Origin of the sequence: Streptomyces sp. C, assembly GCF_000158895.1 — a bacterium.
Lineage (GTDB): Bacteria > Actinomycetota > Actinomycetes > Streptomycetales > Streptomycetaceae > Streptomyces > Streptomyces racemochromogenes.
Map to the genome: position 1 here is coordinate 7,319,536 of NZ_GG657750.1, position 21,551 is coordinate 7,341,086.

Here is a 21,551-nt window from a genome sequence, read left to right on the forward strand (position 1 = left end):
TAGGCGACAACCGTTGGTTGTCGGCCTCGCGCTCCGGTTGTTGGATCAGGGGGCGGCCACCGGTGTTGCATCCCCGGCATGCAGAGACTGATTCCCACCGGGGACCCGGCGCGACCGGTCGCCTTCGCCGAGTCCCCCCAGCCCGTCCCGGAGCCGGACGAGGCTCTGGTCAAGGTCGACGCGTTCGCACCGAACCGCGGCGAGACCTTCCTCCTCGAACGGCCCCGGCCCGGCTGGCTGCCCGGCAAGGACATCGCGGGCCTCGTCGTCCAGGCCGCGGCGGACGGCTCCGGCCCCGGCACCGGCACCCGCGTGGTCGGACATCCCGCCCAGGGCGGCTGGGCCGAGTACGCGGCCGTGCCCACCCACTCGCTCGCGGTCCTCCCCGACACCGTCGACAGCGTACGGGCGGCGGCCCTGCCGCTCGCCGGGATCACCGCCCTGCGCCTGCTGCGCACGGCCGGTTCCCTGGCCGGGCGGCGGGTCCTGCTGACCGGCGCCTCGGGCGGCGTCGGCCACTACGTCACCGAGCTGGCCGTGGGGGCCGGAGCGGAGCTGACCGCCGTGACGGCCACGCCGCAGCGCGGCGCGCGGCTCACCGCCCTGGGCGCACGGGTGGTCCACGAAGTCGCCGACGCCGAAGGCCCGTTCGACGTCGTACTGGAGTCCACGGGCGGCGCAGCCCTGCCGGCCGCACTGGCCGGGGTCCGCCCCGGCGGCACCCTCGTCTGGTTCGGCCAGGCCAGCCGCACCCCGGCCACCCTCGACTTCTTCGACCTGCTGAACGGACCCGAGCGCGTCACGATCCGGCACTTCCACTACGCGGGCGCCCCCTACCGCCCCGACCTCGCGGCACTGGTGCGCCTGGTGGAGCAAGGCCGGCTGCACCCCGAGACCGGCCGGACCGCCGACTGGACGCGCACCGCCGAGACGCTGGTCGACCTGCGAGAACGCCGCATCCGCGGCAAAGCCGTCCTGCTGACCGGAGGTACCGCCCGATGAACGCCCACGAGTTCGCCGCCGCCCAGTGGACCCGCGCCACCGGCGCGGGAGTCGACCCCCACGAGTACCGCCGCGTCACCGACGCCCTGACGTCCCTCGACGACTGGGGCCCGGCCCTCGTCCGCACCGCGCACACCCATCTCGCGCGCGCCGACCGGGCGGCCTCGTCCCTCTCCGCCGGCGAACACCTGCTGACGGCGGCCCGTTGGTTCCACCTCGCCACGCTCGCCCCCCACGCGGGGGCCGGCCGTGCCGCCGCCGACGCGGACGGGGCGCTGGGCCGCGGGCTGGCCCTGCTGGAGCCCGGCGCGCGGCGCGTCAGCGGCGACGGCTTCACGGGCTGGCTGCGCGGGCCGGACGACGCGCCCGCCACCGTGGTCGTCGTCCCCGGACTGGACTCCGCCAAGGAGGAGTTCCTCGACCTGGCGGCCGCGCTGCTGGCCCGGGGGCTGGCCGTGTTCGCGATGGACGGCCCCGGCCAGGGCGTCCTCGCGGAGACGACGACCCTCCGGCCGGAGTACGAACAGGTCGTCAGCCGGGTCCTCGACGCGCTCGGAGCCCAGCGCGTCGGCCTCGTCGGCCTCAGCCTGGGCGGCTGGTTCGCCGCCCGCGCCGCGGCCCTGGAGCCCCGGGTGGCGGCGGTCGCCACCGTCAGCGGGCCCTTCCGCCTCGACTGGGAGGAACTGCCCGCGCCGGTACGGGACATCATGGCCCGCCGCACCGGGAGCGCCGACGCCGCCCGCGCCTTCGCACGGCAGGTGAACCTGTCCGCCCTGGCACGCCGGATCACGGCCCCGCTGCTGGTCGTCGACGGCGAGGCGGACGTCATTCCCGGCGTCACGAACGGCGGGCCCCTGGCCCGGCTGGCCCCGCACGGCACCCACCTGAGCGTGCCGCACGGCGACCACCTCCTCGGCAACGTCCGCCCCGACTGGCTGCCCCGCCTCGCCGACCACTTCGCACGCACCCTGGCCGCCCCGGGGGCCTGACCCGTCCGGCAGGCCGGGCGGGGTCCGTCAGACGGGCGTCCCGCCGGCGTTGCGGATCAGCTGCTGGAGCACCCTCACGGTGGTGGCGTAGTCCGCTTCGTCGATGCCCTCGTGGAGGGCGGCGCGGATCGCGGGACCGTTGCGCGAGAAGTCGACGCGGGCCCGCTCACCGTCCGCGGTGAGCCACAGCCGGTCCTCGTCGTCGCGGCGCAGCCACCCGCGCTCGACGAGCACCGCGGCCTCCGCCGCCAGGTCGTCCTCGGCCCGGATGTAGGAGGCCATGGCCGCCCTCAGATCGGTCAGGGTCATCCCCTCGCCGTCGGGCGAGATGTCGTTCACCGACAGGTTCCGCAGCAGCCAGAACTGGGGCTGGGTGTAGCCCTTCTCGGCCTGCCGGGCGCGGGTGTACGCGATGAGCGCCTCGTAGGCGACGCCGGTCACGTAGGCGGCGGGGTAGCCGGCGAGCCGGTCCTCGGAGCCCTGCTCCGTTCCCGGCCGCGGCGGAGGTGTGGTCGTTCCCATCCGGTGATCTTGGCACGAGGCCCCTCGGACCCGGGTCGAGAGCGGGTCGAGGCCGGGAGCCGCAGCGCCGGGGGCGCCCCGGCCGCGCTCACAGCCGCCCGTGCCTGCCCGTGTGGTCGCCGCGCTTCGCGTTCGTGTCGAGGCACCGTCGCGGCCTCACGACGGAGCCACTCAAGGCCGCCTGAATCCGCCTGCGGCGTAGGGCGGTCAGGCCCAGGATGCAGCAGACTCCTCCACCGCGTCCTCGGCTTCCCAACGCAGCAGGTCGCCCGGCTGGCACTCGAGCACCTCGCAGAGCGCTGCCAGGGTCGAGAAGCGCACCGCCTTGGCGCGGCCGTTCTTGAGCACGGCGAGGTTGGCGGGGGTGATCCCGACGCGTTCGGCGAGCTCGCCCACGGACATCTTCCGCCTGGCCAGCATCACGTCGATGTCGACGACGATCGCCATCAGATCACCTCGTCCAGCTCCGCCTGCATGTGCGTCGCCTGGACGTCGCGCGCCACGGCCTGGGCGAGCAGCATCCGCAGCACCAGCACGATGAGCGCGACCCCGACGAGCCCGATGCCGACCCCGCCGAGGAACAGGAACCCGGGCGGCTCCATCTGCGCGCGCGCCACCAGGAAGATCGCGAACACCAGCAGGTCGGCCGCCACGAACGCACCGATCACGGCGTCCACGTACCGGAAGGCGGCATGGGAGAACACCGTGCCGCGCCTCACCATCGCCACCAGCCGCCAGACGCAGACGAGCACGACCTGGACCGTCACGGCTCCCAGGATCACCATCAGGCGGAGCGGGGTCAGCGGCAGCGTCCCCTCCTCCGGGTCCGCGGCCAGCGCCCACACCATCAACGCCTGCACGAACACCGTGCCGGCGAGCATCACCACGAGTACGGCGCGCAGGGCTTGCACCGTCAGTCGTCCCATGGCCCCTCCTTCTATCGAATCACGATGCGAATCTATCGATTTTCAATAGGTGAGGCAAGCTGGTGAAGGGAGGCCGGTGGGAGACTGGTGGGAGACCGGTGGCGGGCCGGGACCGGACGGATCCCGGCCGGCGTCACTCCATGTCTAGGTAGTACAGCCCTGCCTTGGCGTCGGCGAAGAGGGTGAACTCGACCTGGGGCGTGCCGGGATCCTCGCCGTCGCCGGGTTCGACCTCCACGGGTTCGGCGCCCACGAGCACGAACTCGTCGTACTCGTCGAAGTCGCCGGGGGTACCGGCGACGCCGATGCTGATCGGAGCGTCGTCGGGAACATCGGCCAGGGCGGAGCGCAGCTGCCTCGCGGTCCAGACCGCGGGAGCGTGATCGAACGTGTCTGCCATGCGCCGAGGGTAGTGACGGCCCCTCCCGCGGTGGAACATGCCACGCCGGACGGCCCGACGGTGTGCGGCAGAATGCGGACGCAGGTGCCGCGCGGGACGAGCCGGAGGGGCGGGGAGCAGAGACAGATGGCCGGGCAGCCGTACGCGATCCGCCTGTCCCCGCATGCCGCCCAGGTGCTCGCGGGGTTGCCCGAGCACGCCGAGACCGCGGCCTGGGACGTCCTGGTCCGGGCGTCCGCCGGGCCGTGGGGCTTTCCGCAGTGGGACGCCGGCGACCCCGAGGGCGAGGACGTCCGGATCGCGTCCCCGGGCGCGCTCTCCGTCGTCTACTGGGTCAACCGGCCGCTGCGCCGCCTGTCGGTCCTGGACGTCGTCTGGCTCGGGTAGGCGGATGGCCGGGCCTGCTACGGGCGCTTCGCGGGCACCGGCCCGAGAGCCGGCCAGCGGGCGAGCATGCTCCGGCGCATGGCCGCGCTGAGACCGCCCAGGCCGCCGAGCGAGTCGTGGCCGGCGGACATCCCCGCGACGGTCCCGAGCCGGTGGACGAGCCGCTGCCGGGCCGTCGCGGTGCCCCACGTCCAGTCCCGGCGCGGAATCCTGGCCAGGTGGTCGGGGCCTTCGCGGCGGGCCCGCTCGACGAGCGCGTCGCCGCGGAGCAGCCAGCCGGCGCACGCGTCGGTGAGGTCGCCCCGGGTTTCGGAACCGGTCGCCGCGCGCCAGGCGTCCCGGTACGCGTCCTCGGCCCGGCGCAGCAGCGGCTCCGCGGCCGAAGTGACGCACCAACAGGTCGGGAAGCCGATGCGCAGGTAGGCCAGCTCCGTCAGGCCGTTGCCCAGTGAAGCCTGTTCGAAGTCGATGAACCTGACCCCCGCGGCGGTGTGGAGGTCGTTGCCGGGGCACGGGTCCCCGTGGAGCAGGGCGTGCCCCTCCGCCCGGCCGAGCCGCTCCACGAGCTCGTACAGCTCACCGGTCACGCGGGGCGCGACGGGAACGTCCAGGGCCCCGGCCAGCCGCAGGAACGCGTCCGCGTCCGCCCGGTCCGGGCCCCGCCACCGGGGAAGGGCCCCGGCGTCCCCCGGGCCCGCCGCCGCGTGCAGCCGCGCCAGCGCGCCCGCGTAGCCGACGATCCAGTCCCCGCCAGGCGGCCGGTGCTCCAGATGCTCCAGCACCAGCACCCGTTCACCGGGATCGGCGGCCAGCAGGGCCGGGACCACGGGAGTCTCCCCCCGGCCGGCGAGCCGCAGCGCCGTCACCTCGCGGGCGTAGCGCTCGTCGGCGTCGGGACCGTCGACGACCTGCTTCACCACCACGGTCGCGTCCGGCAGCGCGACCCGCCACACCCGCGACCGGGGACTGCTGCCCAGCCTGCGGGCGCGCCCGGGTGTCCCCAGCTCGGCCCGCAACCCGCCCCCGAACGGCAGCCGCTGCCCCATGCGCCCATCCCCCCCGGTCGACCCCGACGACCCACAACAGTACGGGTCACGCAGTAATGGTCACCCAGCCCCGGCACCCCTATACTCCGGCGGATGCAGTCCATAACGATCAGGCGTGCCGTCGCGCAGGACGCGGAGCGCCTCACCTCACTGATCCACCAGTCCGGCGCCTACCGGGGGCGGTACGCCTCGATCATCTCCGGCTACCGCCTCACCCCCGAATACGTGGCCCGGCACCGGGTGTTCACGGCCGTCGACACCACCGGCCGGACGGTCGGCTTCTACTCCCTCGTCCTGGACCCGCCCGAGCTGGACCTCGCCTTCGTCGCCGACGAGGCGCAAGGGCTGGGGGTCGGCCGGCTCCTGATCGGGCACATGATCGGCCAGGCCGCCGAAGCCGGGCTGTGCGGCGTCCGCGTGGTGTCCCATCCGCCCGCGGAGCGGTTCTACCGGCGCATGGGTGCGGAGCGGGTGGGAACGGTCGCCCCGATCCCGCCGAAGGTCCTCTGGGAGCGCCCGGAGTTGCGGTTCACCGTCCCCCGCGAGGCCCCGCCGGCCACGACGGCCCCGGCCGCACCGTGACGGTCCGCCACGAGGGCGCACGATCTCCTCGTGGCGGACCGACCCCGGACACGGCGTCGCACCCGGCAGGGCGGGGTCACCGCTACGCCGTGTGCTGTGCGCCGCAGCGCGGGAGGATCATCCCCAGTCGGAGTCCGGCGGCTGGATCAGTGAACCCGCTGACACGACAGGGGCGTCGGCCTGCTGCTCCACCTCTCCCATGGCTGCGCTTCCCCAATTGGTGCCGGCCGGCCCACTGGCCGCCGCGACACCACTGAGTCCGGTGACCGCGAGGATCGCGAGCAGCACGGCGGTGATGGTTGACCGGATGTTGATCGATATCAAGGTGTTCCTCCCTTGGCCGGCCCGACCCCCGCGGACGATGCGGGCAGCGGGGCCTTCTGCGCGCCACGGGCCCTGTGGCACGGGATCAAGCCTCTACCGGGGGAAGGGCGCGATCAACCTTCGCGATACTGCGTCCACCCGCAGTTCAGGAAGAGGAAGACAGATCTGATGACGGAACGGGAAATCGCCGCCGCCCCCGACACCTCCCGGTTGACCGCGGTGGAACTGCGCACCTACCGCGCGGCCCTGCGGGGCGAGGTACTGCCCGACGACGCGCAGGGACTCGCCTCGCTCCTCGCCCGGGACATCCTCTTCCCCAACACCCACGAACCCGGTACGTACGTCCCCGCCCCGTCCCGTTACCTGGAGACCCAGCTCACCGACGCCATCCTCAAGGCACTCACCGGCGTCACCGCCGCCCTGGCCGCCGTCCCCGCCCACGTGCGCGAGCTCGAAGCCGAGCAGCAGCGCTACCACTACAGCCCCAGCCCGGTCGGGACGCTCCTGCTCCGCACCGTCCCGGAGGTCAACACCGAGACGATACGCACCATCCAGTCCGCCGAGTCCGAGATCCTCACCGCACAGCCCGGACACCGCAAACCCCAGGTCCTCAAGGGCGCGCTGCCGCGTGACCTGCAGGCCGCCCAGCGCGGTGTGACCGTACGGACGATCTACCGGACCCACGGGCGGAGCAACCCCACGCAGCGGGACTGGGTCGCCACCATGACGCGGGCCGGCGCCCAGGTCCGCACCCTCGGCGAAGACTTCCTCCGGTTAATCATCGTGGACCGCAAGCACGCGTTCTTCGAGGTCTACGGCGACGACGGCACCGTCCAGTCGGCGGCCGCCTGGTACACCCAGGACCGCGGGGTGTGCGCCGTGCTCGCCGCGCACTTCTGGCAGCAGTGGGAGCGGGCCGACCCGTGGCTGCCGGGCGAGACGGACGCGGGCGCGGCGAACGGCGACGGCGACACCAAGACCACGAAGATCCAGCGGACGATCGTACGCGGCATCGTGGCCGGCAAGAGCCACCGGCAGATCGGGGAGAACCTCGGCCTCAGCGAGCGCACCGTGACGGCCCAGGTCTCCAAACTGCGCGAGGCACTGGGCCTGGAGACGGTGCCCCAGCTGACGTTCTGGTGGGCGACGTCCCCGGAGCGACTGCTCCCGTAAGGGGCCCGCAGAGCCCCGGGCTCGGGCGGCGGACCGCCCCGGAACCCCGGAAACGGCGAGTTCAAGCCAAAACCCTCGGAACGGCCGGTACGGGGGAGGCGCGGCGCCCCGCCCGTCAGCCGCGCACGTGCAGCCCGAAACCCGAGCGGCCCGCGGGCTCCAGACCCTCCTTCAGGTGCAGCGAGGGGATCTCGTAGTCGCCGAAGTTCTGCCGCCGGAACGCGATCGGCTCGGTCGTCTCCAGCGTCAGCAGCCGCTGCTCCCAGGCCCTGGCGGCCTCCGCGTACTCCTCGTCGCCCATCCGGTCGGTGCCGTACAGCACGAACGGCGGCAGGACCTCGATGCCCGGGTAGTAGAGGATGCCGTGGTGGATCGGGAACAACAGGTCCTCGATCGGGCCGTTGATGCCCCGGGCCGCGTAGTGCGGCTCCGGGCCCCCGGTGGTCACCGACAGCAGTGCCCTGCGTCCCGCCAGGGTGCCCTCGCCGAAGCGCTCGCCGTACTTGGTGTCGCTGTGCTCGCCGACCCCGTACGCGAAGCGGTACGTGAACACCCGGTCCACCCAGCCCTTGAGGATCGCGGGCATCGAGTACCACCACAGCGGGAACTGGAAGATGACCGTGTCCGCCCACAGCAGCTTCTCCTGCTCGGCGAGGACGTCCGGGGTGAGCGTCCCGGCCTCGAAGGCACGGCCCGAGTCCAGCGCCACCTTCAGCGGACTGGAGGCGTCGGGGCCGTAGTCGGAGGCGTCCACGACCGCCTTCCACCCCATCGCGTACAGATCACTCACCCGCACCTCGTGCCCGGCACCCTCCAGCGTGGACACCGCGAGGTCCTTCAACGAGCCGTTGAGCGACTTCGGTTCGGGATGGGCGTGGACGATCAGCGTCTTCACGGGAACTCCTTCGGATCGGATGACCCCATCCTGGGCGCCGCCGCGGCCGCCGTTCAGGGACGGCCCTTCCATCGGACCGGCCATCCTGGGAACGGCAGTACCACCCTCGCGCGCACGACTCGCGCCATACTGGAGGGCATGGATGATCTCGCGGGGTTCCTGCGGACCCGGCGCGCCCGCGTCGCCCCGGCCGCCGTCGGCATACCCGCCGACGGCCGCCGCCGGGTCGAAGGGCTGCGCCGCGAAGAGGTGGCGCACCTGTCCGGGGTCAGCGTCGACTACTACGTCCGCCTGGAGCAGGGCCGCGCGACCCAGCCCTCCGAGCAGGTGCTCGACGCGCTCGCCCGCGTCCTCGGCCTCGACGAGACCGAACGCGGCCACCTCCACCGGCTCGCCCGGCAGCCCCGGCGCCGCGCCAAGGCGCCGGGCGGCCGGGTCCGGCCCGAACTGCTGCGCGTCCTCGGCCTGGTCGCCGGCGCACCCGCGATGGTCATGGACCACCGGATGGACGTACTCGCCGGCAACCGCCTCGCCGGGCTCCTCTTCGGCCGGCCGATGCCGGGCCTGAACATCGCCCGGCACCTCTTCCTGGAGGAGGCCGAGTCCGGCCTCTACGCGGACTGGGAGCAGTGCACCCGCGACGTGGTCGGACACCTCCGGCTGGCCGCCGGCGAACACCCCGAGGACCCCCGCCTGGCCACCCTCATCGGCGAACTCGCGATGGGCTGCGAACGCTTCCGCCGCCTCTGGGCCCGCGCGGACGTACGCGCCCGCACCCACGGCGTGAAGGCCTACCGGCACCCGCTCGTCGGACTGTTGGAACTGCACCAGGAGAACTTCGCACTGCCGCACGAACCGGGCATGGAACTCGTGGTGCTGTCGGCGGCCCCGGACACCCCGGCCGAAGACGGCCTCCGCCTGCTCGCGGCCCTGGACGCGCCCGCCCCCGACACCCACGCCTGAGCAGCGGCGGGCGTCCGGGAAAAATTCCTGTGCGGCCGTGCCGCGTCCCGGTTATCTTGCCTCGTCCTGAACAGGCCCCGGGAGGTCCCACATCATGAGCAGTGCCACGTCGCCGTCCTTGCCCGAGCGGATCCGGCTGTCGGGGGAGGGGCTCGTCCTGCGCGACTGGACGGAGGCGGACCTCGCCGCGATGCCGGAGCTGTTCGACCACCCCGACATCGCCTACTGGACGCCGATCGTGTCCCCCTTCGACGAGGCGGCCGCCCACACCCGGCTGGCCCGGGACCGGCAGCTGCGCGAGGAGGGGACGACCATCCTGCTCGCCATCACCGTCGACGGCGGCGCACCGCTCGGCGAGATCATGCTGCGCCGCGCGCCCGAGGGCATGGAGATCGGCTACGCGGTCGGCCCGGCACACCGCGGCCAGGGGCTGGCGGCACGGGCGGTGCGGGTGATGGCCGCGTACGCGTTCGAGCAGATGGGTGCGGACCAGGTGATCCTGGAGCTGGAGGCCGAGAACGCCGCCAGCGTCGCCGTGGCGCAGAAGGCGGGCTTCGCCCTGCTCGACGTACCGCTGATCACGGGGGAGGAGAAGGGCCGGCCGTTCGTCCTGCAGACGTGGGGCCTGAACCGCCCCGCCTGAGCGGCGCCGGCTCCGCCCGCCCGAGATGTGCCCCGCGGGGAACCGCGCCACCATGGCTGGGAGCGGCGGAGCCGGGAGGTGGCGGACGTGGACGAATCGCGCAGGGCCTGGGCCATGATCGGCGGCGTGATCACGGTCGTGCTCCTGAACCTCGTCGCCATCATCCTGATGAACACCCTCGGCCGGTGACGGCCGATGTCGATCTTGTCGTGATCGGCGCGCCCCAGCGACGGCCGGGCCCCCGCGGGCAACTACCGCCCGGTGGGGTCGGCGGATGTGGGCACGTCAAAAGGGCGCAGGACCATGCGCGAGTCCTCCAGCGCGGCCACCATGGCGAAGGGGAACCTGTCGAGTTCCAGGCAGAGCGCGACGTCATCGGGGTGGGACCCCTCGCGCACGCCCTCCGTCAGTTCGGCGGCGGCACGCGACTCGGCGGCGCGGCGCAGGAAGCCCCCCGGGTCCGTGTCGGCCCCCGCGGCCCGCCGGGCGATGTACTGGGCGCACGCCAGATCCTCGTCGGCGCGCCCGTCCTCGCCGGTCACCACGAACGTGACGTCGGCGCACCCGCGCGCCCGCAGGAGCCGCGCCGTCGCCTCCGCCACCACGAAGCCGGCGCACAGCACCAGCGACGCGTCCTTCACCGCGAGGGCGCCGACCGTACCCGCCGTGGTCTTCTGCACCACGGTCCGCCCGCCGAGCTCCGCGGACCGGAGCAGACCCGGCGAGTTGACGGCGTCGAACCCCGGAGCCGGCGGGCCGTCCTTGAGCGCCACCCAGTCCGGGCGGAGGGCCTTGAGCGCCAGCACCTCCTCCAGCGACTCGGCGAGAACGATCTTCTCCGCGCCCCGGGCGAAGGCCCAGGCGGCCACGGTGAAGGCACGCATGACATCGACCACCACCGCCGCGGACGGGGCTTCGGTCAGCTCGGGGATACCGAGGAATCGAGCGTCCATCGGGCCATGATCACCCACGTCCGGCCGTCGGCACCGGAACAGTGTCACGCCTCACACGTCGACGGACGAACGGGCGTCGGCCCGCGCCGCGCGCGGCCTCCGTGGACCGCACGCGGCGCGGGCACGGGAATTCCCTACTGCTTCTTGAAGGACCGGATCTGGTAGTTGCCCATCAGATTTCCGCCCGCACCGCCCGGCGTGGATCCCACGCGCGCGTTGTAATTGGTCTGGGTGTAGTACTGGACCCGGTTGTTCTTTCCGTTCCACACGGACCGGACGTTCCAACCCCGCTGGATGAAGCCGCAGTTGTCCGCGGTGTTCGCCTTCTGGGACTCGGGGAACTCACAGCGCTCGCCGCCGCCGTTCCAGTCGCTGTAGATGCAGAAATTCCCGGAGTTGCAGGTGTACGCCGCAGGCGAGCTCTCGGTGGCGGCGGCGAGGGGGGCCGCGGCGAAGGCGAGGGCGATGGACAGACCGGCAGCGGCTAAGGAACTCACACGGCGCATGACAGAATTACCCCTTTGATCAATCGTGACCGGGGCAGTGCCCCGGATAAATGATGGGGACGCGCGGAGACGGCCCGGAAAGAACGACCGATCCGTCCCGGGCCCCATCAAGCATGGGGTGTACACCCGAGTCCGGCGAGGCAATTTCACGTCAGCCGATGGCGGAATATCCGAATGCGCGGTCCCGTACCCCCCCGTGCCCCCACGCGCGCGCCCCGCTCCGCGCCGGACCGCCGTCGCGGTGAACCTGTACGTCGGATGGCGGCGGGGCGGGCGGCAGGAGTGGCAGCGGGCCCGGACGCACCGGAGGCTGTGCCGGAAGACGAGCACGAGGGAAGGAGAGCGGGCGATGCCGCAAGCCGAAGAGGAGGAGGAAGGCCTCGCCGCGCGTCCCACCGGTACGGCGGCGCCGAGCCGGAGCCCGGCCGGCCACCTGAAGGCCGCGATCACGCGGACCAACCTGCTCCCCGCGTTCCTGGTCCTCACCGTGATGATGGTGGCCCTCTGGCTCACGGGCATGCCGTTCCTCCAGGCCCTGACGATCGCCACCGGCGTGAAGATCGCGATGGCCCTCCTCGAACTCCGCCGGCTCCCCGGCCCTCCCCGGAACTGACGCACCGCCACCACCGGACGCCCACCGGCGAACCCCACCCCTCCGCGTTGGCCGTCAACCGGAACGGCCTTAGATTGGGCCGGAGTTCTTGTGCGCGGATCGCCGGACGGGAGGCCGGCCGGTGGAGGAGGGGGAGCGAGCACGTGCAACACGTAGTAGTCCTGGGCGGAAGCATCGCGGGGCTCGCAGCGACACGAGCCCTGCGCGGCCAGGGCCTGGCGGTCACCGTCGTCGAGCCGGACGGACTCGCCACGACGGGCGCACGGGGCGGTGTGCCGCAGGGCGGGCAGCTCCACGCGCTGCTCGACATGGGCCGGACGCAGGCCGAACGCTGGTTCCCCGGCCTGTCGAAGGACCTGGTGGCGGACGGAGCGGTCCTCGCATCGGGCGACGGGATCCAGCTCTACGAGAACGGGACCCGCAAGGTCAGCGTTCCCGGCAACGAGCTGATCGGGGTGACCCGCACCCTCCTCGAAGACCACGTCCGCCGACGGACCGTCCTGGACGACGGGGTCTCGGTGAGGGTGGGCAGGGCCTGCGGCCTGGACATCCGGAACGGCCGCGTGACCGGTGTCCGCGTACGCACCGCCGGCTCGGCCGAGGTGAGCGCCCTGCCCGCCGACGCGGTCGTCGACGCCACGGGCCGGTCGAGCAGGCTGACGTCCTGGCTCGCGGCGGAGGGGTGGCCCGAGCCCCCGGCCGACCGCATGCGGATCGATCTGGGCTACGCCACCGCCCGCTTCCGCCGGGGCGGGGAACTGCCCGGCGTGAGCGTGGCGCACCAACTGCCCGGCGCCGCCGCGGAGCGGCTTGACACGGGAGCCATGGCGGCGGTGGAGGGCGACCAGTGGATGGCGGTCATCGTCGCCTACGCCGACAGGCGCCCTTCCCGTGACCCCGCGGAGTTCCTGCGGCGCATGCGGGAGATGGGAGCCGGTCCGTTCGGCGTCGTGGCCGACCGGTGCGCGATGATCGGCGAGGTCGAGACGTACAGCATGTCGCACTCGCTGCGGCGCAACTGGTGGGCACTGGACCGCCTGCCGGGCGGCCTGTTCGTGGTGGGCGACGCCGTGGCCTCCTTCAACCCCGTGTACGGGCAGGGGATGACCAGCGCCTTCCTGCACGCGTCCTGCCTGGCCGCCCACCTGCGCAGGGGAGCGGACCTCCATGCGCCGGCCCGTGCCTACTTCCGCCACGTCAGGGTCGTCGTGGACGCTGCATGGGAGGTCTCGACCCTCTCCGACCTGGCACAGCCGCACGTCACGGGCCCCTATCCGCGGGGCTACCGGGTGGCCCGGAGGATGGCCGACTGGATGGCCCGGGCCTCCACGACGGACGCGTGGGTGAACGAGCGGTTCCTCGACGTCGTCAACATGCGGCGGCGGCCGGCCGCCCTGCGGACCCCGGAGTTCTGGTGGCGCGTCGCGGCGGCGCTCCGGGCACAGGCAGCACAGCCGGGTCGGTGAGGCGGCGCCGCCACCTGCGGGCGCCCGGCTCCTCTAGTCCGGGACGAGGCGCCCGGCGGTGTCCACCCCCGCCGCGGCCAGGACCTCGGGGTGTTCGAGGTGGCGGGCCATGCGGACCAGGTGGGCGCGCTGGGCGGCCGGCTCCAGGCCGGCGCCCGGCAGCGGGCGGCCCCTTTCGCTCACGACGGCGGCCCCGCTCTCCGCGAGCGCCACCGCGCGCAGCAGGACCGCGGCGGCCGCGGCGGCGTGCTCCTCGTCCTGCGACCAGCCGGCGCCCGGGGCGGCCCGGCGGATCCGGTCGGCGGGGGTGTCGCTGAAGTACGGGTACAGGCTGCGGATCCCGCTGAGGATGTCGGCCATGCGCGTCACCAGGTGCCAGTCCCGCACGTACACGAGGCCGAGCTGCGTCACCCGGTTGGGCTCGGTCAGCGCGATCCGGGGGTCCGGGCGGCGCGTCAGCTGCCACAGGGGGGCCAGCGCCAGGTAGTCCCGGCGGTCGGTGCGCCAGGTGGCGATCGCGGCGCCCGAGAACCCCCAGTTGATGATGATCGCTCCGATGGTGCCGGAGACCGGCCCGAGGCTGTGCAGGGGCTCCAGAGCGCGCACGCCGAAGGCGCCGGCCAGGGTGGCCGGTCCGACGCACGCCACGTATCCGGCGATGAACCAGGTGGCGACGGCGATGTGCTGGAGGGCCCGGCGCAGCCTGGGGTCGTCCTGGGCGTAGAGGGCGTTGCGGCGGAAGCGCAGGGCGGTGGAGACCGACGCGTAGCCGAGGCCCAGCTGGAACGCGGCCAGCATCACCAGGGCGCCGGGGTCCCGGCCGTAGGCGATGTTGAAGTCCAGCGGGTGCGGCGCGTCGTCGAGTCCGCCGGCGAGGAACCCGGCGGCCATGGCCACGCCGACGAGGGCGTAGGCGCAGAGCGGGAACACCAGCACGTTCCGCTCGGAGGAGGGCTCGGCGAGGGGCCGCCACACCAGCGACATGACGTGCGTGTGCGCGAAGAAGCCGAGGATGCAGAAGAAGACCAGCAGCTCGGCTAGGTTCTGCGCGCCGGTGAGCCCGGCGATGCCGCGGTAGACCACGGGCGTGGCGAACACGAACGCGCCCACCCCGACGGCGGAGCACACGGCGATCAGCCGCAGGGCGGGGGAGCGTTCCCGCTGCCAGGCGACGAACTTCGCCAGGGTGGTGCACGAGGCTATCGCGGCGACGACGAGGTAGACGACGTTCGCAGTGTCTTCAGACACCGGTCCCCCTGTGGCGCAGGGCGGAGCTCGCCGATGTCGCCGAGTTGCCGCCGGTATGGGTGATCATGCTGACGATGAGACGTCCCAGGGTCTCCGCCTCCCGCTCGGGCGGACTCGCGCCGTGGGAATGGCCGGGTTCGGCCCCGTCGAAGTACGTACGGGCCAGCATCATGCGGGCCACCTTCGGGTTGAGCGCGGGCGCCAGGCTGGCGAGCAGCTCGTCCTGGAGGTCGTGTCCCGCCGTCTCCGGATCGTGCCCGAGGAAGGCGTGCGCCAGTTCGTGGGCGATCACGAAGTTCCGCAGGATGCTCGGCGAGTCCTTGTCGACCACGACGATCAGCTCGCCGGGGCCCTGCAGGAGCCCTCCCGTGAGCGGGTACTTCAACGGCAGGTGGAGGATCCGGATCGGCATCCCGCGGTGCGCCGACACGGCCGAGACGACCTCGTCGATGGTCGGGTGCGCGGGCAGCCCCAGCCGGGAGCAGAAGGTGTTGCGCAACCTGCGCAGGGTACGGATCTCCCGGACCGTCTCCACGACGATCCCGACGGTTGCCCTGATTCCCGCCACGGCCGGCCTCTCCTCCCACAAGACCCGCTGCCGGACGCGCACTTCGTCCGGTCCGCGGGTCAGCCGCATCCCTCGTGACCGCTCCGCGTCCCCGGACCGCCCACTGTGACCCCACGGCAGCGTAAGGGAGCGGGCCCCGAATGGCTGCCCGGGCCTTCCGGCGGCGCGGCGCCCGGGGTTCGGGGTCCGGCCGTGGGCGCGGGGCCGGCGGGGTCAGGCCCCGCTGCGGGGCGGCGCGCCCGGGGGCAGGGTGCCGAGGTAGCGGCTGAGGACGGCAGGGGCACCGACTTCCCTCAGCAGCGCGACCAGTTCCACCTGGCTCTTCGTCTCCCGCACCAGTTCGTCGTCGTCGGGGAGTACGAAGAACCGCGCTCCCGCCTCGATGCCGAAATGCCGCGCCAGGGCCTCGAGGGGGCCGTCCGTGAAGAAGGACGGGTCCACCCCGAAGATCTTGCAGAGCAGCTTGGTGGACTCCAGGCTCGGCTTGCTCTTGTCGTCGAGCAGGTTGTAGAGCCAGGTCCGCGACTTGCCGCAGGCCCTCGCCACGTCCGTGATCGTGTGCGGCTTGCCCTCGGCGGTCTTGCGGGTCTTCAGCAGGTGTTCGAGCCTGGCGATGAACGGGTCGTCGTCCACGCCCTCCGTGACGGGCTCGCCCGCCCGGAGGCGCTGCAGGAGGGCGACGGGCACACCCGTGGCGAGGCTGACGGCGTCCTGCGACTGGGGGCCGCCGTCCCTCGGGAAGATGTGTGCGAACAGGAAGTCGAGACGTGCCGAGATCAGCGACGCCCGTTCGTCCCCCGTGCCGCTCATCGGTCTCTTTCCTGCTGGCTCGATCGGCTGCCGGCACCAGGCGCGCGGGGCGGCCGGGACGGCGAGTGCCACGATCATCGCCGCTTTCGTCCTGGCAGGGAAGGGCCTAAAGCCCTCCGCGCCGACGGCGGCTCACCGGCAGCCCGTTCCCGTGCCGAAGGTTGGGACAAGATCCCCGAACCGCCCACGAGTTGCGGTACGTGCAAACTATTGTTGACAGCCGCAGGCTGGTGCAGCAGGATCTTGCCCATGCCGCCAAAGGGGCGGCCCCCCGCACTCGCGAGGGGCCTTCCGCATGGCTGTATGCGCCGCCCAAAGGCCGCGATCTCCACGGGGGAGGGTTCGCAACTTTGGTCCCGGGCAGCATGATTGCGGCCCGGACCGACGCCCGCGGGCGGCGCACGCCATGCCTCCGGCGGCTTGCGCCCGGCGCTCCGCGGCGGAGGCGGAGCCGATGCCATGTGCGCCCCTCGCTCCACCAACACCAGTCGCCCTCGCGCGCGTTGCGCCGCTCGCGACCCTCCCGCCGGTCCGGGTGGACGACGAGCCCTTCGTGGTCCTCCTGAAGGAGGACCAGACCCCCCCGCACGCCACCGGCCCCACCCCGAGGACGCCCGCCAGGGCGCAACACCCCCTAGAGCCCCGCGAACGCCAGCGCGGTGGCGGTCACCGAGCCGGCGATCGTCGCGGCGAAACCGCAGTCGTGGTCCTCGTCGAGGAGCGTGTCCCCCGGGGTGTGGTACTGCCGCGTGCCCGTGCCGGGCGCGCCCTCGGGAGTGGAGAAGAGGTCCTCGGACACGGCGACGGCCGCCCACCCCCGCTCGTGGAAGCTGGCGTGGTCGCTGCGGCCCACCGCCGGATCGCCGGGGCCCGTGAGGTGCTGGACCGTCACCGCGGGGTCGAAGGCCGCGAGGGTACGGGCGACCAGTTCGCCGAGCGCGTCGGAAGCCCCCACGACCGGACCCGGTACGGCGGACCCCGCGTGGATCTCGACCCTGGGCACGGCACCCCGCCGCAGCCCCGCGATCATGTCCATCTGGAAGACCCCGGCGATGCGGTCGCCCTCCGCGGCGGCGGCCCGCGCGTAGAACTTGCTGCCCACCAGGCCCTGTTCCTCGGCGTCGAAGAGCACGAAGCGCACACTGCGGGCCGGCCGCCGGCCGGCGGCGAGCAGGGAGGCCAGGCACTCGGCCGCCGCCAGGACCCCCGCCGTCCCGCTCCCGTCGTCATCGGCCCCCGGCGCCGGGTCCACCGCCGGGTCGTAGGGCCGGGGCGCACCGTCCTCGTCCGTGAACTCACCGCCCGACGCCGTCGAGTCCAGATGGGCCGTGACCAGGACGGCGGAATCCGCCCCGGCCACCCGGTGCTCGGCCTCCACGTTGAACAACTGCCGCCCCCGCCACCGGAACGGGTGCCGCCGGACCCGCAGCCCGAGCTCCTGGAACCGGCCGGCCAGAGCCTCGACGACCAGCGCGTTGTCCTCCGCGGCCGCGTCCCTGCTGCGGACCGTCAGCGGCTCGCCCTCCACCAGCGGCTCGGCGCCGGAGAGCCGCGCCACATGGCCCCGCAGGACCTCGGCGGTCACCGTCGCCCGCACCGCGGCGATCACCTCCGCCGACGGGAGCCCGTCGCCGGAGGCCGCACCCCTCACACCGGGGCGCGGACCCCCCGCCCCCTCGCCGGGCCGCGTCAGGAGCGCCGGGTCCGGCAGCAGGCACTCGGTGTCCCCGGGCCGGGCACCCGGCCGGTGCACCTCCTCGACCCGCGCACCGGCGGGCACGGCGAGGTACACGCCCCCCAGTGCCGGCCCGAGCAGGGCGGCTGGCGGCGCACCGCCCGCCGCCAGGGCCTCGGCGACGAACCCGTACAGGGCCTTCGGCGCGCCCGGCCGCCGCCCGGCGGTGAACCCCGCATCCCGGTGTCCGGCTCCGAGAAGCCGGCCGGGCCCTCGTCGCGGATCTGGAAGGCCGACCTGTCCTCCACCGGTTCCCGCAGGTCCACCGCGAATCCGGCGCGTTCGAGCACCTCGGCGCCGAGTCCGCTCGCCATCACGAGCACGAGCCGCTCCGACGCCACATGCAGGGGAACGGCCTCGGTCGTCTCCACCACCGCGGCCAGCTCCGGCAGACCCCGTCCCTCCGGCAGGCCGATCCGCGCGAAGAACACGGGACGGCCCTCCATCGCGGCGGGCGCGAACACCGGATGCGGAGCCGACCGCATCCCCGCCTCCCGCGCGAACGCCCGCTCCTGGGCGTCCTCACCGACGAACACGCAGCCGTCGGCCGGTACACCGCCGGTGCTCGCGACCGCCCGGTCGAAGATCCCGCGGCCGTCCTTCACGCCCCAGTGCACGAGACCCGCGTCGGTGAAGCGGCCGGGAAACGCCGCTTCGAGCGCCCCCGCCGCCCGTTCGGCCGCCCCGTCGCCCGGCCCGGGGTTGGAGATGATGCCCTTGCGTACGGCGGCGAGGGCATCGAGGACGGCGACCACCCGGGGCCGGGGCCGCAGCGTCAGCGAGCCGTCGGGTTCCATCCGGGCATCCGCCAGCGTGGCCCCGATGTCGAAGAAGAGCACGGACATGTGAAGCGCCTCCGAGGTGGTGTGGGTTCCCACCCCGTCCTCTGCCCGCACCCCGCCCGCCCACCGCGCGCACGGCCCCGCCCCCACCCGATCGGCGTAACAGGCCTCCCCTGACGCCCCGTAAGGCCGATCCCGGCAGAACGCGGCAGCCGGTAGGGCATGGTGGACCCAGCGATCACGGCCGGAACGGAGAACCGATGAGCAGTCACACCGCCACACTGCTGCGGCGGCGCTCCTCGAACTGGTCAACGACTGGGCCATGGAGCTCAACGACCCGAAGAACGTGGAGGACCTCGCCCGCAAGCGGGGCGTGGACCTCGACAGCTTCACGGAACTGCGGCACCAGGACCTCAGGGCCTGCGACCGGCTGCTCTCCCGCAACACCCTCACCTGGCGCACCGCCGGCGCGTTCGAGGGCGGCGCCATGGGCCTGCTGGCCATGGTCCCCGTCGCCGGCATACCCGTCGCGATGACGGCGGACATCCTCGTCATCCAGGTCCTCAGCGCGTCGATCGCCGCGCGCATCGCGTATTCCTACGGCTACGACGCCTAGGACCCCGCCGAGCAGGACTTCATCCAGCGCCTGGTGCGCCGGTCCTTCATGGCACAGGCGGCCAAGGCCAAGCCGCTGAGCGAGACCGCGCGGGCGGCGCAGGCGATCAGGGGACGGGTGAAGTGGTCGGAGAAGCTCCGCCACGACCACCGCCTCCTGGCCGCCCTGGAGAAGCTGATGCGGCAACTGGGCCCGGCCGGGGCGCGGGTGCCGGTGCAGAACGTCGCCAAGGTCGTGCCCTTCGTGGGCGTCCTGATCGGTGCCGGCATGAACTCCGCGGTCCTCGGGGGAGTGGCCGCAGACGCCCAGCGCTACTGCCAGACCCGGTTCCTGTGCGAAAGGTACGGGCTGCCCCTGCCGGCCGCCCTGGCGACCGACGAGGACGACGACCCCGCGACGCAGGCCCCGTAGGGTCTGTCGTCAAACTCCCGTCCGCGAGGCCGCCCTCCGGGCGACGACGGGAGTTTGACGACAGACCCTAGCGGGCGGAGACCCGGCCCGGCGACCGGGCCGGGCCCGCACCGCTCGCCCGGCGGTGCGTCAGTCGACCTTGTGCCAGTGGGTGACCTGCACCGCCCCGTCCTCGGCGCCGATGTTCGCGTACATCGCCAGGTGGCCGGGAGCGAGGAAGGTGTCCTTCTTCTGCCGGAAGAACTCCTCGTCGTACCAGGCCACGTCGAAGACGACCTTGCCGCCGCCCTGGCCGTTGCGCTCCACCCAGGTGCGCTGCCAGTCGTACGGGCCGTCCGACTGCTCGGCGAGGCGCTCGTCGGAGGCGCGCAACGCCTGGACGCAGCGCTCCAGCCCCTCGTCGGAGGCGAGGTCGATCTCGCAGTGGGACTGGGCGACGACGGTGCGCCCGCCCCGGCGTCCGGGCGCCGAGTCGCCCAGGAGCACCAGTTCACGGATCACGGGATTGCCGGGAAGTATCGTGCTGGACATGGGTTTCCCCCTCTGACGGGTGGCAGGGTCTGCCTGGCACCCTCTGAGATCGGAGACACGACGTACTCGACCTCTAACGGTCGGTTTTCGACGCTAGGGACGCCTCGACGGCCCGTCAACGCGCAGGAACGCAAACCGGCCACCGGCACGCGGGCCTACTCCTGCACGGGACCGGCCTCCTGTTCCGGGGCCCGGGACCGCTGCTCCGGAGCATCCGCGCCGGCGCGGTGGCGCAGGAGCACCGGACTGCCCGCCAGGGTCACGAGCAGCGTCCCCGCCCCCGCCAGCTCCAAGGCCCCGGCTCCGCCGAGCAGTGCCGTGGCGGGCCCGCCGAGCGCGGTCCCCACCAGGTTGGCCCCGTTCAGCGTCGCCCCCGAGGTGGCGAAGGCCCGGCCGCGTACCTGCTCGGGGACCCGGGCGTGGATGAGGTTGCGGATCGCCAGGCCCTGGAGGGAGTTGGCGACGCCGGTCAGGACGAAGGAGACCAGCGCGAGGGCGAAGACCGGCACGGCGGCCCCGACGGCGAGCGAGGTCCCCATCAGCACGCCGGCCCCCACCAGCACCCGGGGCTGCCACTCCAAGGGGACCCGCGGGGCGATCAGCGTGGACGAGGCGAGCATCCCGACGGTGTGCGCGCTGACCAGGAAGCCGTACCCGGTGCCGGACACGCCCAGATCGTCCCGGATGAAGAAGACCCGGGCCACGCTCAGCACGGCGGTGAACACGATCGCCGACGCCAGCGCGAGGATCGCGGTGCGCAGCAGCCGGTCCCCGCCCAGGACCCGCACCCCCTCCCGGACCTGCGCCGGCCAGCTGCCGCCGGCGCCCGCCACGGGCTCGCGCCGGATCCCCAGGCAGGCCAGCACCACGGCCATGGCGACGAAGGTGGCCGTGTTCGCCAGCAGGACGACCCGTACGTCGGACACGGCGATCAGCACACCGGCCAGCGCCGGCCCGGCCACGTTGCCGGCCGACCGGAAGGAGTCGAGCCGGGCGTAGCCGCGGGCGGTGCCGTCGGCACCGACGATCCGCGGGACCAGCAGCAGCAGCGCCGGCGAGGCCAGGGCCAGGCCGGCCCCGAGCAGCACCAGCAGTACGAGCGTGCCGGCCAGGCCGGTGACGAACACCAGCCCCGCGCTGACCAGAGCCTGCAGCACCGCCACCACGACGACCAGCCGGCCGCTCTCGACCCGGTCGACCAGCGGGGCGGCCAGCGGCCCGACCACGACCAGCGGCAGCACCCCGGCGACGACCAGGGCCGAGACGGCGACGCCCGAGTGCCCCTGGTCGTGCAGCCGGAGGGTCAGGGAGAGGATCGCCATCTGGTCCCCCATGGAGGACATGCCGTACGCGGCCGCCACCACGGTCAGGACGACACCACGTTTTCCGAGCACCCGCAGATGCTGCCAGCCCCGCCCCGCCACCGGAACCCACGGGCACCGGATCCGGCCAGTCCGCGC

At 73.4% G+C, this 21,551-nt stretch carries 27 protein-coding genes; 11 read left to right on the forward strand and 16 right to left on the reverse strand.

Translation table 11 applies throughout. The features are described 5' to 3' along the window. The first annotated feature begins 78 nt into the window (after positions 1 to 78). Positions 79 to 1,002, forward strand: a complete 924-nt coding sequence (locus SSNG_RS32520; RefSeq protein ID WP_007268191.1) for a zinc-binding dehydrogenase — start codon at positions 79 to 81, stop codon at positions 1,000 to 1,002. Beyond that, on the forward strand, positions 999 to 1,991 hold the full coding sequence (locus SSNG_RS32525; protein WP_042802534.1) for an alpha/beta hydrolase: 993 nt from the start codon (positions 999 to 1,001) through the stop codon (positions 1,989 to 1,991). Before SSNG_RS32520 ends, SSNG_RS32525 begins: the two co-directional genes overlap by 4 nt. A gap of 27 nt (positions 1,992 to 2,018) precedes the next feature. On the opposite strand, the gene SSNG_RS32530 is transcribed toward SSNG_RS32525, so the two are convergent. The 4 genes from SSNG_RS32530 to SSNG_RS32545 form a co-directional block, all read right to left on the reverse strand. Beyond that, a complete protein-coding gene (locus tag SSNG_RS32530; protein WP_007268193.1) occupies positions 2,019 to 2,513 on the reverse strand; it encodes a hypothetical protein in 495 nt (164 codons plus the stop codon). Positions 2,514 to 2,720: 207 nt separating this feature from the next. Next, positions 2,721 to 2,960: a helix-turn-helix transcriptional regulator gene (locus tag SSNG_RS32535; protein ID WP_007268194.1), complete on the reverse strand. Its 240-nt coding sequence runs from the start codon at positions 2,958 to 2,960 to the stop codon at positions 2,721 to 2,723. Continuing rightward, the gene (locus tag SSNG_RS32540; protein ID WP_007268195.1) at positions 2,960 to 3,439 is read right to left on the reverse strand and encodes a DUF2975 domain-containing protein; all 480 of its coding nucleotides are present in this window, start codon (positions 3,437 to 3,439) and stop codon (positions 2,960 to 2,962) included. The genes SSNG_RS32535 and SSNG_RS32540 overlap by 1 nt, the downstream gene beginning before the upstream one ends. Positions 3,440 to 3,572: 133 nt before the next feature. Continuing rightward, positions 3,573 to 3,839, reverse strand: a complete 267-nt coding sequence (locus tag SSNG_RS32545) for a DUF6225 family protein (protein ID WP_007268197.1) — start codon at positions 3,837 to 3,839, stop codon at positions 3,573 to 3,575. A gap of 126 nt (positions 3,840 to 3,965) precedes the next feature. Between SSNG_RS32545 and SSNG_RS32550 the strand changes: the two genes are divergently transcribed. Next, a complete protein-coding gene (locus tag SSNG_RS32550; RefSeq protein ID WP_042802536.1) occupies positions 3,966 to 4,226 on the forward strand; it encodes a hypothetical protein in 261 nt (86 codons plus the stop codon). 17 nt (positions 4,227 to 4,243) lie between these two features. On the opposite strand, the gene SSNG_RS32555 is transcribed toward SSNG_RS32550, so the two are convergent. Further along, positions 4,244 to 5,272, reverse strand: coding sequence for an aminoglycoside phosphotransferase family protein (locus tag SSNG_RS32555; RefSeq protein ID WP_007268198.1), 1,029 nt, complete (start codon positions 5,270 to 5,272; stop codon positions 4,244 to 4,246). A 93-nt stretch (positions 5,273 to 5,365) separates the two neighbouring features. On the opposite strand from SSNG_RS32555, the gene SSNG_RS32560 reads away from it, so the two are divergent. Continuing rightward, complete coding sequence (locus SSNG_RS32560) at positions 5,366 to 5,854, forward strand: GNAT family N-acetyltransferase (RefSeq protein ID WP_007268199.1); 489 nt, start codon at positions 5,366 to 5,368, stop codon at positions 5,852 to 5,854. A 117-nt stretch (positions 5,855 to 5,971) separates the two neighbouring features. Here SSNG_RS32560 and SSNG_RS32565 read toward each other — a convergent pair whose 3' ends face one another. Next, entirely contained in the window at positions 5,972 to 6,178 is a 207-nt protein-coding gene (locus tag SSNG_RS32565) for a hypothetical protein (protein ID WP_007268200.1), read from the reverse strand. Between the two features lie 168 nt (positions 6,179 to 6,346). On the opposite strand from SSNG_RS32565, the gene SSNG_RS32570 reads away from it, so the two are divergent. After that, a complete protein-coding gene (locus tag SSNG_RS32570; protein WP_007268201.1) occupies positions 6,347 to 7,351 on the forward strand; it encodes a LuxR C-terminal-related transcriptional regulator in 1,005 nt (334 codons plus the stop codon). Positions 7,352 to 7,466: 115 nt separating this feature from the next. Here SSNG_RS32570 and SSNG_RS32575 read toward each other — a convergent pair whose 3' ends face one another. Further along, complete coding sequence (locus tag SSNG_RS32575) at positions 7,467 to 8,246, reverse strand: NAD(P)H-dependent oxidoreductase (RefSeq protein ID WP_007268202.1); 780 nt, start codon at positions 8,244 to 8,246, stop codon at positions 7,467 to 7,469. A gap of 138 nt (positions 8,247 to 8,384) precedes the next feature. Between SSNG_RS32575 and SSNG_RS32580 the strand changes: the two genes are divergently transcribed. Together SSNG_RS32580 and SSNG_RS32585 are read left to right on the forward strand one after the other, a co-directional pair. Further along, a complete protein-coding gene (locus SSNG_RS32580) occupies positions 8,385 to 9,209 on the forward strand; it encodes a helix-turn-helix transcriptional regulator (RefSeq protein WP_007268203.1) in 825 nt (274 codons plus the stop codon). 94 nt (positions 9,210 to 9,303) lie between these two features. Continuing rightward, entirely contained in the window at positions 9,304 to 9,852 is a 549-nt protein-coding gene (locus SSNG_RS32585; protein ID WP_007268204.1) for a GNAT family N-acetyltransferase, read from the forward strand. Positions 9,853 to 10,103: 251 nt separating this feature from the next. Here the strand turns inward: SSNG_RS32585 and SSNG_RS32590 are convergent, their stop codons facing one another. Then, a complete protein-coding gene (locus SSNG_RS32590; RefSeq protein ID WP_042802539.1) occupies positions 10,104 to 10,805 on the reverse strand; it encodes a 2-phosphosulfolactate phosphatase in 702 nt (233 codons plus the stop codon). 134 nt (positions 10,806 to 10,939) lie between these two features. Further along, the gene (locus tag SSNG_RS32595; protein WP_007268206.1) at positions 10,940 to 11,311 is read right to left on the reverse strand and encodes a peptidase inhibitor family I36 protein; all 372 of its coding nucleotides are present in this window, start codon (positions 11,309 to 11,311) and stop codon (positions 10,940 to 10,942) included. A 349-nt stretch (positions 11,312 to 11,660) separates the two neighbouring features. Here SSNG_RS32595 and SSNG_RS32600 point away from each other — a divergent pair, with 349 nt between their 5' ends. Both SSNG_RS32600 and SSNG_RS32605 read left to right on the forward strand, forming a co-directional pair. Beyond that, on the forward strand, positions 11,661 to 11,924 hold the full coding sequence (locus tag SSNG_RS32600; RefSeq protein ID WP_042802542.1) for a hypothetical protein: 264 nt from the start codon (positions 11,661 to 11,663) through the stop codon (positions 11,922 to 11,924). A 143-nt stretch (positions 11,925 to 12,067) separates the two neighbouring features. Then, a complete protein-coding gene (locus tag SSNG_RS32605) occupies positions 12,068 to 13,390 on the forward strand; it encodes a hypothetical protein (protein ID WP_042802544.1) in 1,323 nt (440 codons plus the stop codon). Positions 13,391 to 13,423: 33 nt separating this feature from the next. On the opposite strand, the gene SSNG_RS32610 is transcribed toward SSNG_RS32605, so the two are convergent. The 5 genes from SSNG_RS32610 to SSNG_RS44350 all read right to left on the reverse strand — a co-directional run bounded on the left by SSNG_RS32610 (position 13,424) and on the right by SSNG_RS44350 (position 18,596). Continuing rightward, positions 13,424 to 14,638, reverse strand: a complete 1,215-nt coding sequence (locus SSNG_RS32610) for a DUF6545 domain-containing protein (RefSeq protein WP_007268209.1) — start codon at positions 14,636 to 14,638, stop codon at positions 13,424 to 13,426. Beyond that, positions 14,631 to 15,206 carry an ImmA/IrrE family metallo-endopeptidase gene (locus SSNG_RS32615; RefSeq protein WP_165365049.1) on the reverse strand — a complete coding sequence of 192 codons (576 nt, stop codon included), beginning with the start codon at positions 15,204 to 15,206 and terminating at the stop codon, positions 14,631 to 14,633. The genes SSNG_RS32610 and SSNG_RS32615 overlap by 8 nt, the downstream gene beginning before the upstream one ends. Positions 15,207 to 15,419: 213 nt before the next feature. Continuing rightward, positions 15,420 to 16,016: a helix-turn-helix transcriptional regulator gene (locus SSNG_RS32620; protein ID WP_042802546.1), complete on the reverse strand. Its 597-nt coding sequence runs from the start codon at positions 16,014 to 16,016 to the stop codon at positions 15,420 to 15,422. A gap of 634 nt (positions 16,017 to 16,650) precedes the next feature. Then, positions 16,651 to 17,808: a M28 family metallopeptidase gene (locus tag SSNG_RS44345; RefSeq protein ID WP_241695179.1), complete on the reverse strand. Its 1,158-nt coding sequence runs from the start codon at positions 17,806 to 17,808 to the stop codon at positions 16,651 to 16,653. Continuing rightward, positions 17,706 to 18,596 carry a hypothetical protein gene (locus SSNG_RS44350; protein WP_007268213.1) on the reverse strand — a complete coding sequence of 297 codons (891 nt, stop codon included), beginning with the start codon at positions 18,594 to 18,596 and terminating at the stop codon, positions 17,706 to 17,708. Before SSNG_RS44350 ends, SSNG_RS44345 begins: the two co-directional genes overlap by 103 nt. A 259-nt stretch (positions 18,597 to 18,855) precedes the next feature. On the opposite strand from SSNG_RS44350, the gene SSNG_RS44355 reads away from it, so the two are divergent. Further along, positions 18,856 to 19,149 (forward strand): hypothetical protein, encoded by a 294-nt coding sequence (locus SSNG_RS44355; protein WP_007268214.1) that lies wholly within the window; start codon positions 18,856 to 18,858, stop codon positions 19,147 to 19,149. A gap of 33 nt (positions 19,150 to 19,182) precedes the next feature. Then, positions 19,183 to 19,560, forward strand: a complete 378-nt coding sequence (locus SSNG_RS44360; protein ID WP_007268215.1) for a hypothetical protein — start codon at positions 19,183 to 19,185, stop codon at positions 19,558 to 19,560. A 129-nt stretch (positions 19,561 to 19,689) separates the two neighbouring features. Here the strand turns inward: SSNG_RS44360 and SSNG_RS38310 are convergent, their stop codons facing one another. After that, positions 19,690 to 20,091, reverse strand: a complete 402-nt coding sequence (locus SSNG_RS38310) for a hypothetical protein (RefSeq protein WP_007268216.1) — start codon at positions 20,089 to 20,091, stop codon at positions 19,690 to 19,692. 155 nt (positions 20,092 to 20,246) lie between these two features. Beyond that, positions 20,247 to 21,485 carry an MFS transporter gene (locus SSNG_RS32640; RefSeq protein WP_129593363.1) on the reverse strand — a complete coding sequence of 413 codons (1,239 nt, stop codon included), beginning with the start codon at positions 21,483 to 21,485 and terminating at the stop codon, positions 20,247 to 20,249. Between the last annotated feature and the right edge of the window lie 66 nt (positions 21,486 to 21,551).

What these genes read in the sequence shown, in the direction of transcription:
- SSNG_RS32570 (WP_007268201.1), top strand. Translation starts at nt 6,347, where the DNA reads ATGACGGAACGGGAAATCGCCGCCGCCCCCGACACCTCCCGGTTGACC.
- SSNG_RS32525 (WP_042802534.1), top strand. Translation starts at nt 999, where the DNA reads ATGAACGCCCACGAGTTCGCCGCCGCCCAGTGGACCCGCGCCACCGGC.
- SSNG_RS38310 (WP_007268216.1), bottom strand. Translation starts at nt 20,091, where the DNA reads ATGTCCAGCACGATACTTCCCGGCAATCCCGTGATCCGTGAACTGGTG.
- SSNG_RS32550 (WP_042802536.1), top strand. Translation starts at nt 3,966, where the DNA reads ATGGCCGGGCAGCCGTACGCGATCCGCCTGTCCCCGCATGCCGCCCAG.
- SSNG_RS32540 (WP_007268195.1), bottom strand. Translation starts at nt 3,439, where the DNA reads ATGGGACGACTGACGGTGCAAGCCCTGCGCGCCGTACTCGTGGTGATG.
- SSNG_RS32560 (WP_007268199.1), top strand. Translation starts at nt 5,366, where the DNA reads ATGCAGTCCATAACGATCAGGCGTGCCGTCGCGCAGGACGCGGAGCGC.
- SSNG_RS44355 (WP_007268214.1), top strand. Translation starts at nt 18,856, where the DNA reads ATGGAGCTCAACGACCCGAAGAACGTGGAGGACCTCGCCCGCAAGCGG.
- SSNG_RS32545 (WP_007268197.1), bottom strand. Translation starts at nt 3,839, where the DNA reads ATGGCAGACACGTTCGATCACGCTCCCGCGGTCTGGACCGCGAGGCAG.
- SSNG_RS32530 (WP_007268193.1), bottom strand. Translation starts at nt 2,513, where the DNA reads ATGGGAACGACCACACCTCCGCCGCGGCCGGGAACGGAGCAGGGCTCC.
- SSNG_RS32585 (WP_007268204.1), top strand. Translation starts at nt 9,304, where the DNA reads ATGAGCAGTGCCACGTCGCCGTCCTTGCCCGAGCGGATCCGGCTGTCG.
- SSNG_RS32580 (WP_007268203.1), top strand. Translation starts at nt 8,385, where the DNA reads ATGGATGATCTCGCGGGGTTCCTGCGGACCCGGCGCGCCCGCGTCGCC.
- SSNG_RS32555 (WP_007268198.1), bottom strand. Translation starts at nt 5,272, where the DNA reads ATGGGGCAGCGGCTGCCGTTCGGGGGCGGGTTGCGGGCCGAGCTGGGG.
- SSNG_RS32620 (WP_042802546.1), bottom strand. Translation starts at nt 16,016, where the DNA reads ATGAGCGGCACGGGGGACGAACGGGCGTCGCTGATCTCGGCACGTCTC.
- SSNG_RS32590 (WP_042802539.1), bottom strand. Translation starts at nt 10,805, where the DNA reads ATGGACGCTCGATTCCTCGGTATCCCCGAGCTGACCGAAGCCCCGTCC.
- SSNG_RS44350 (WP_007268213.1), bottom strand. Translation starts at nt 18,596, where the DNA reads ATGTCCGTGCTCTTCTTCGACATCGGGGCCACGCTGGCGGATGCCCGG.
- SSNG_RS32520 (WP_007268191.1), top strand. Translation starts at nt 79, where the DNA reads ATGCAGAGACTGATTCCCACCGGGGACCCGGCGCGACCGGTCGCCTTC.
- SSNG_RS32595 (WP_007268206.1), bottom strand. Translation starts at nt 11,311, where the DNA reads ATGCGCCGTGTGAGTTCCTTAGCCGCTGCCGGTCTGTCCATCGCCCTC.
- SSNG_RS32535 (WP_007268194.1), bottom strand. Translation starts at nt 2,960, where the DNA reads ATGGCGATCGTCGTCGACATCGACGTGATGCTGGCCAGGCGGAAGATG.
- SSNG_RS32600 (WP_042802542.1), top strand. Translation starts at nt 11,661, where the DNA reads ATGCCGCAAGCCGAAGAGGAGGAGGAAGGCCTCGCCGCGCGTCCCACC.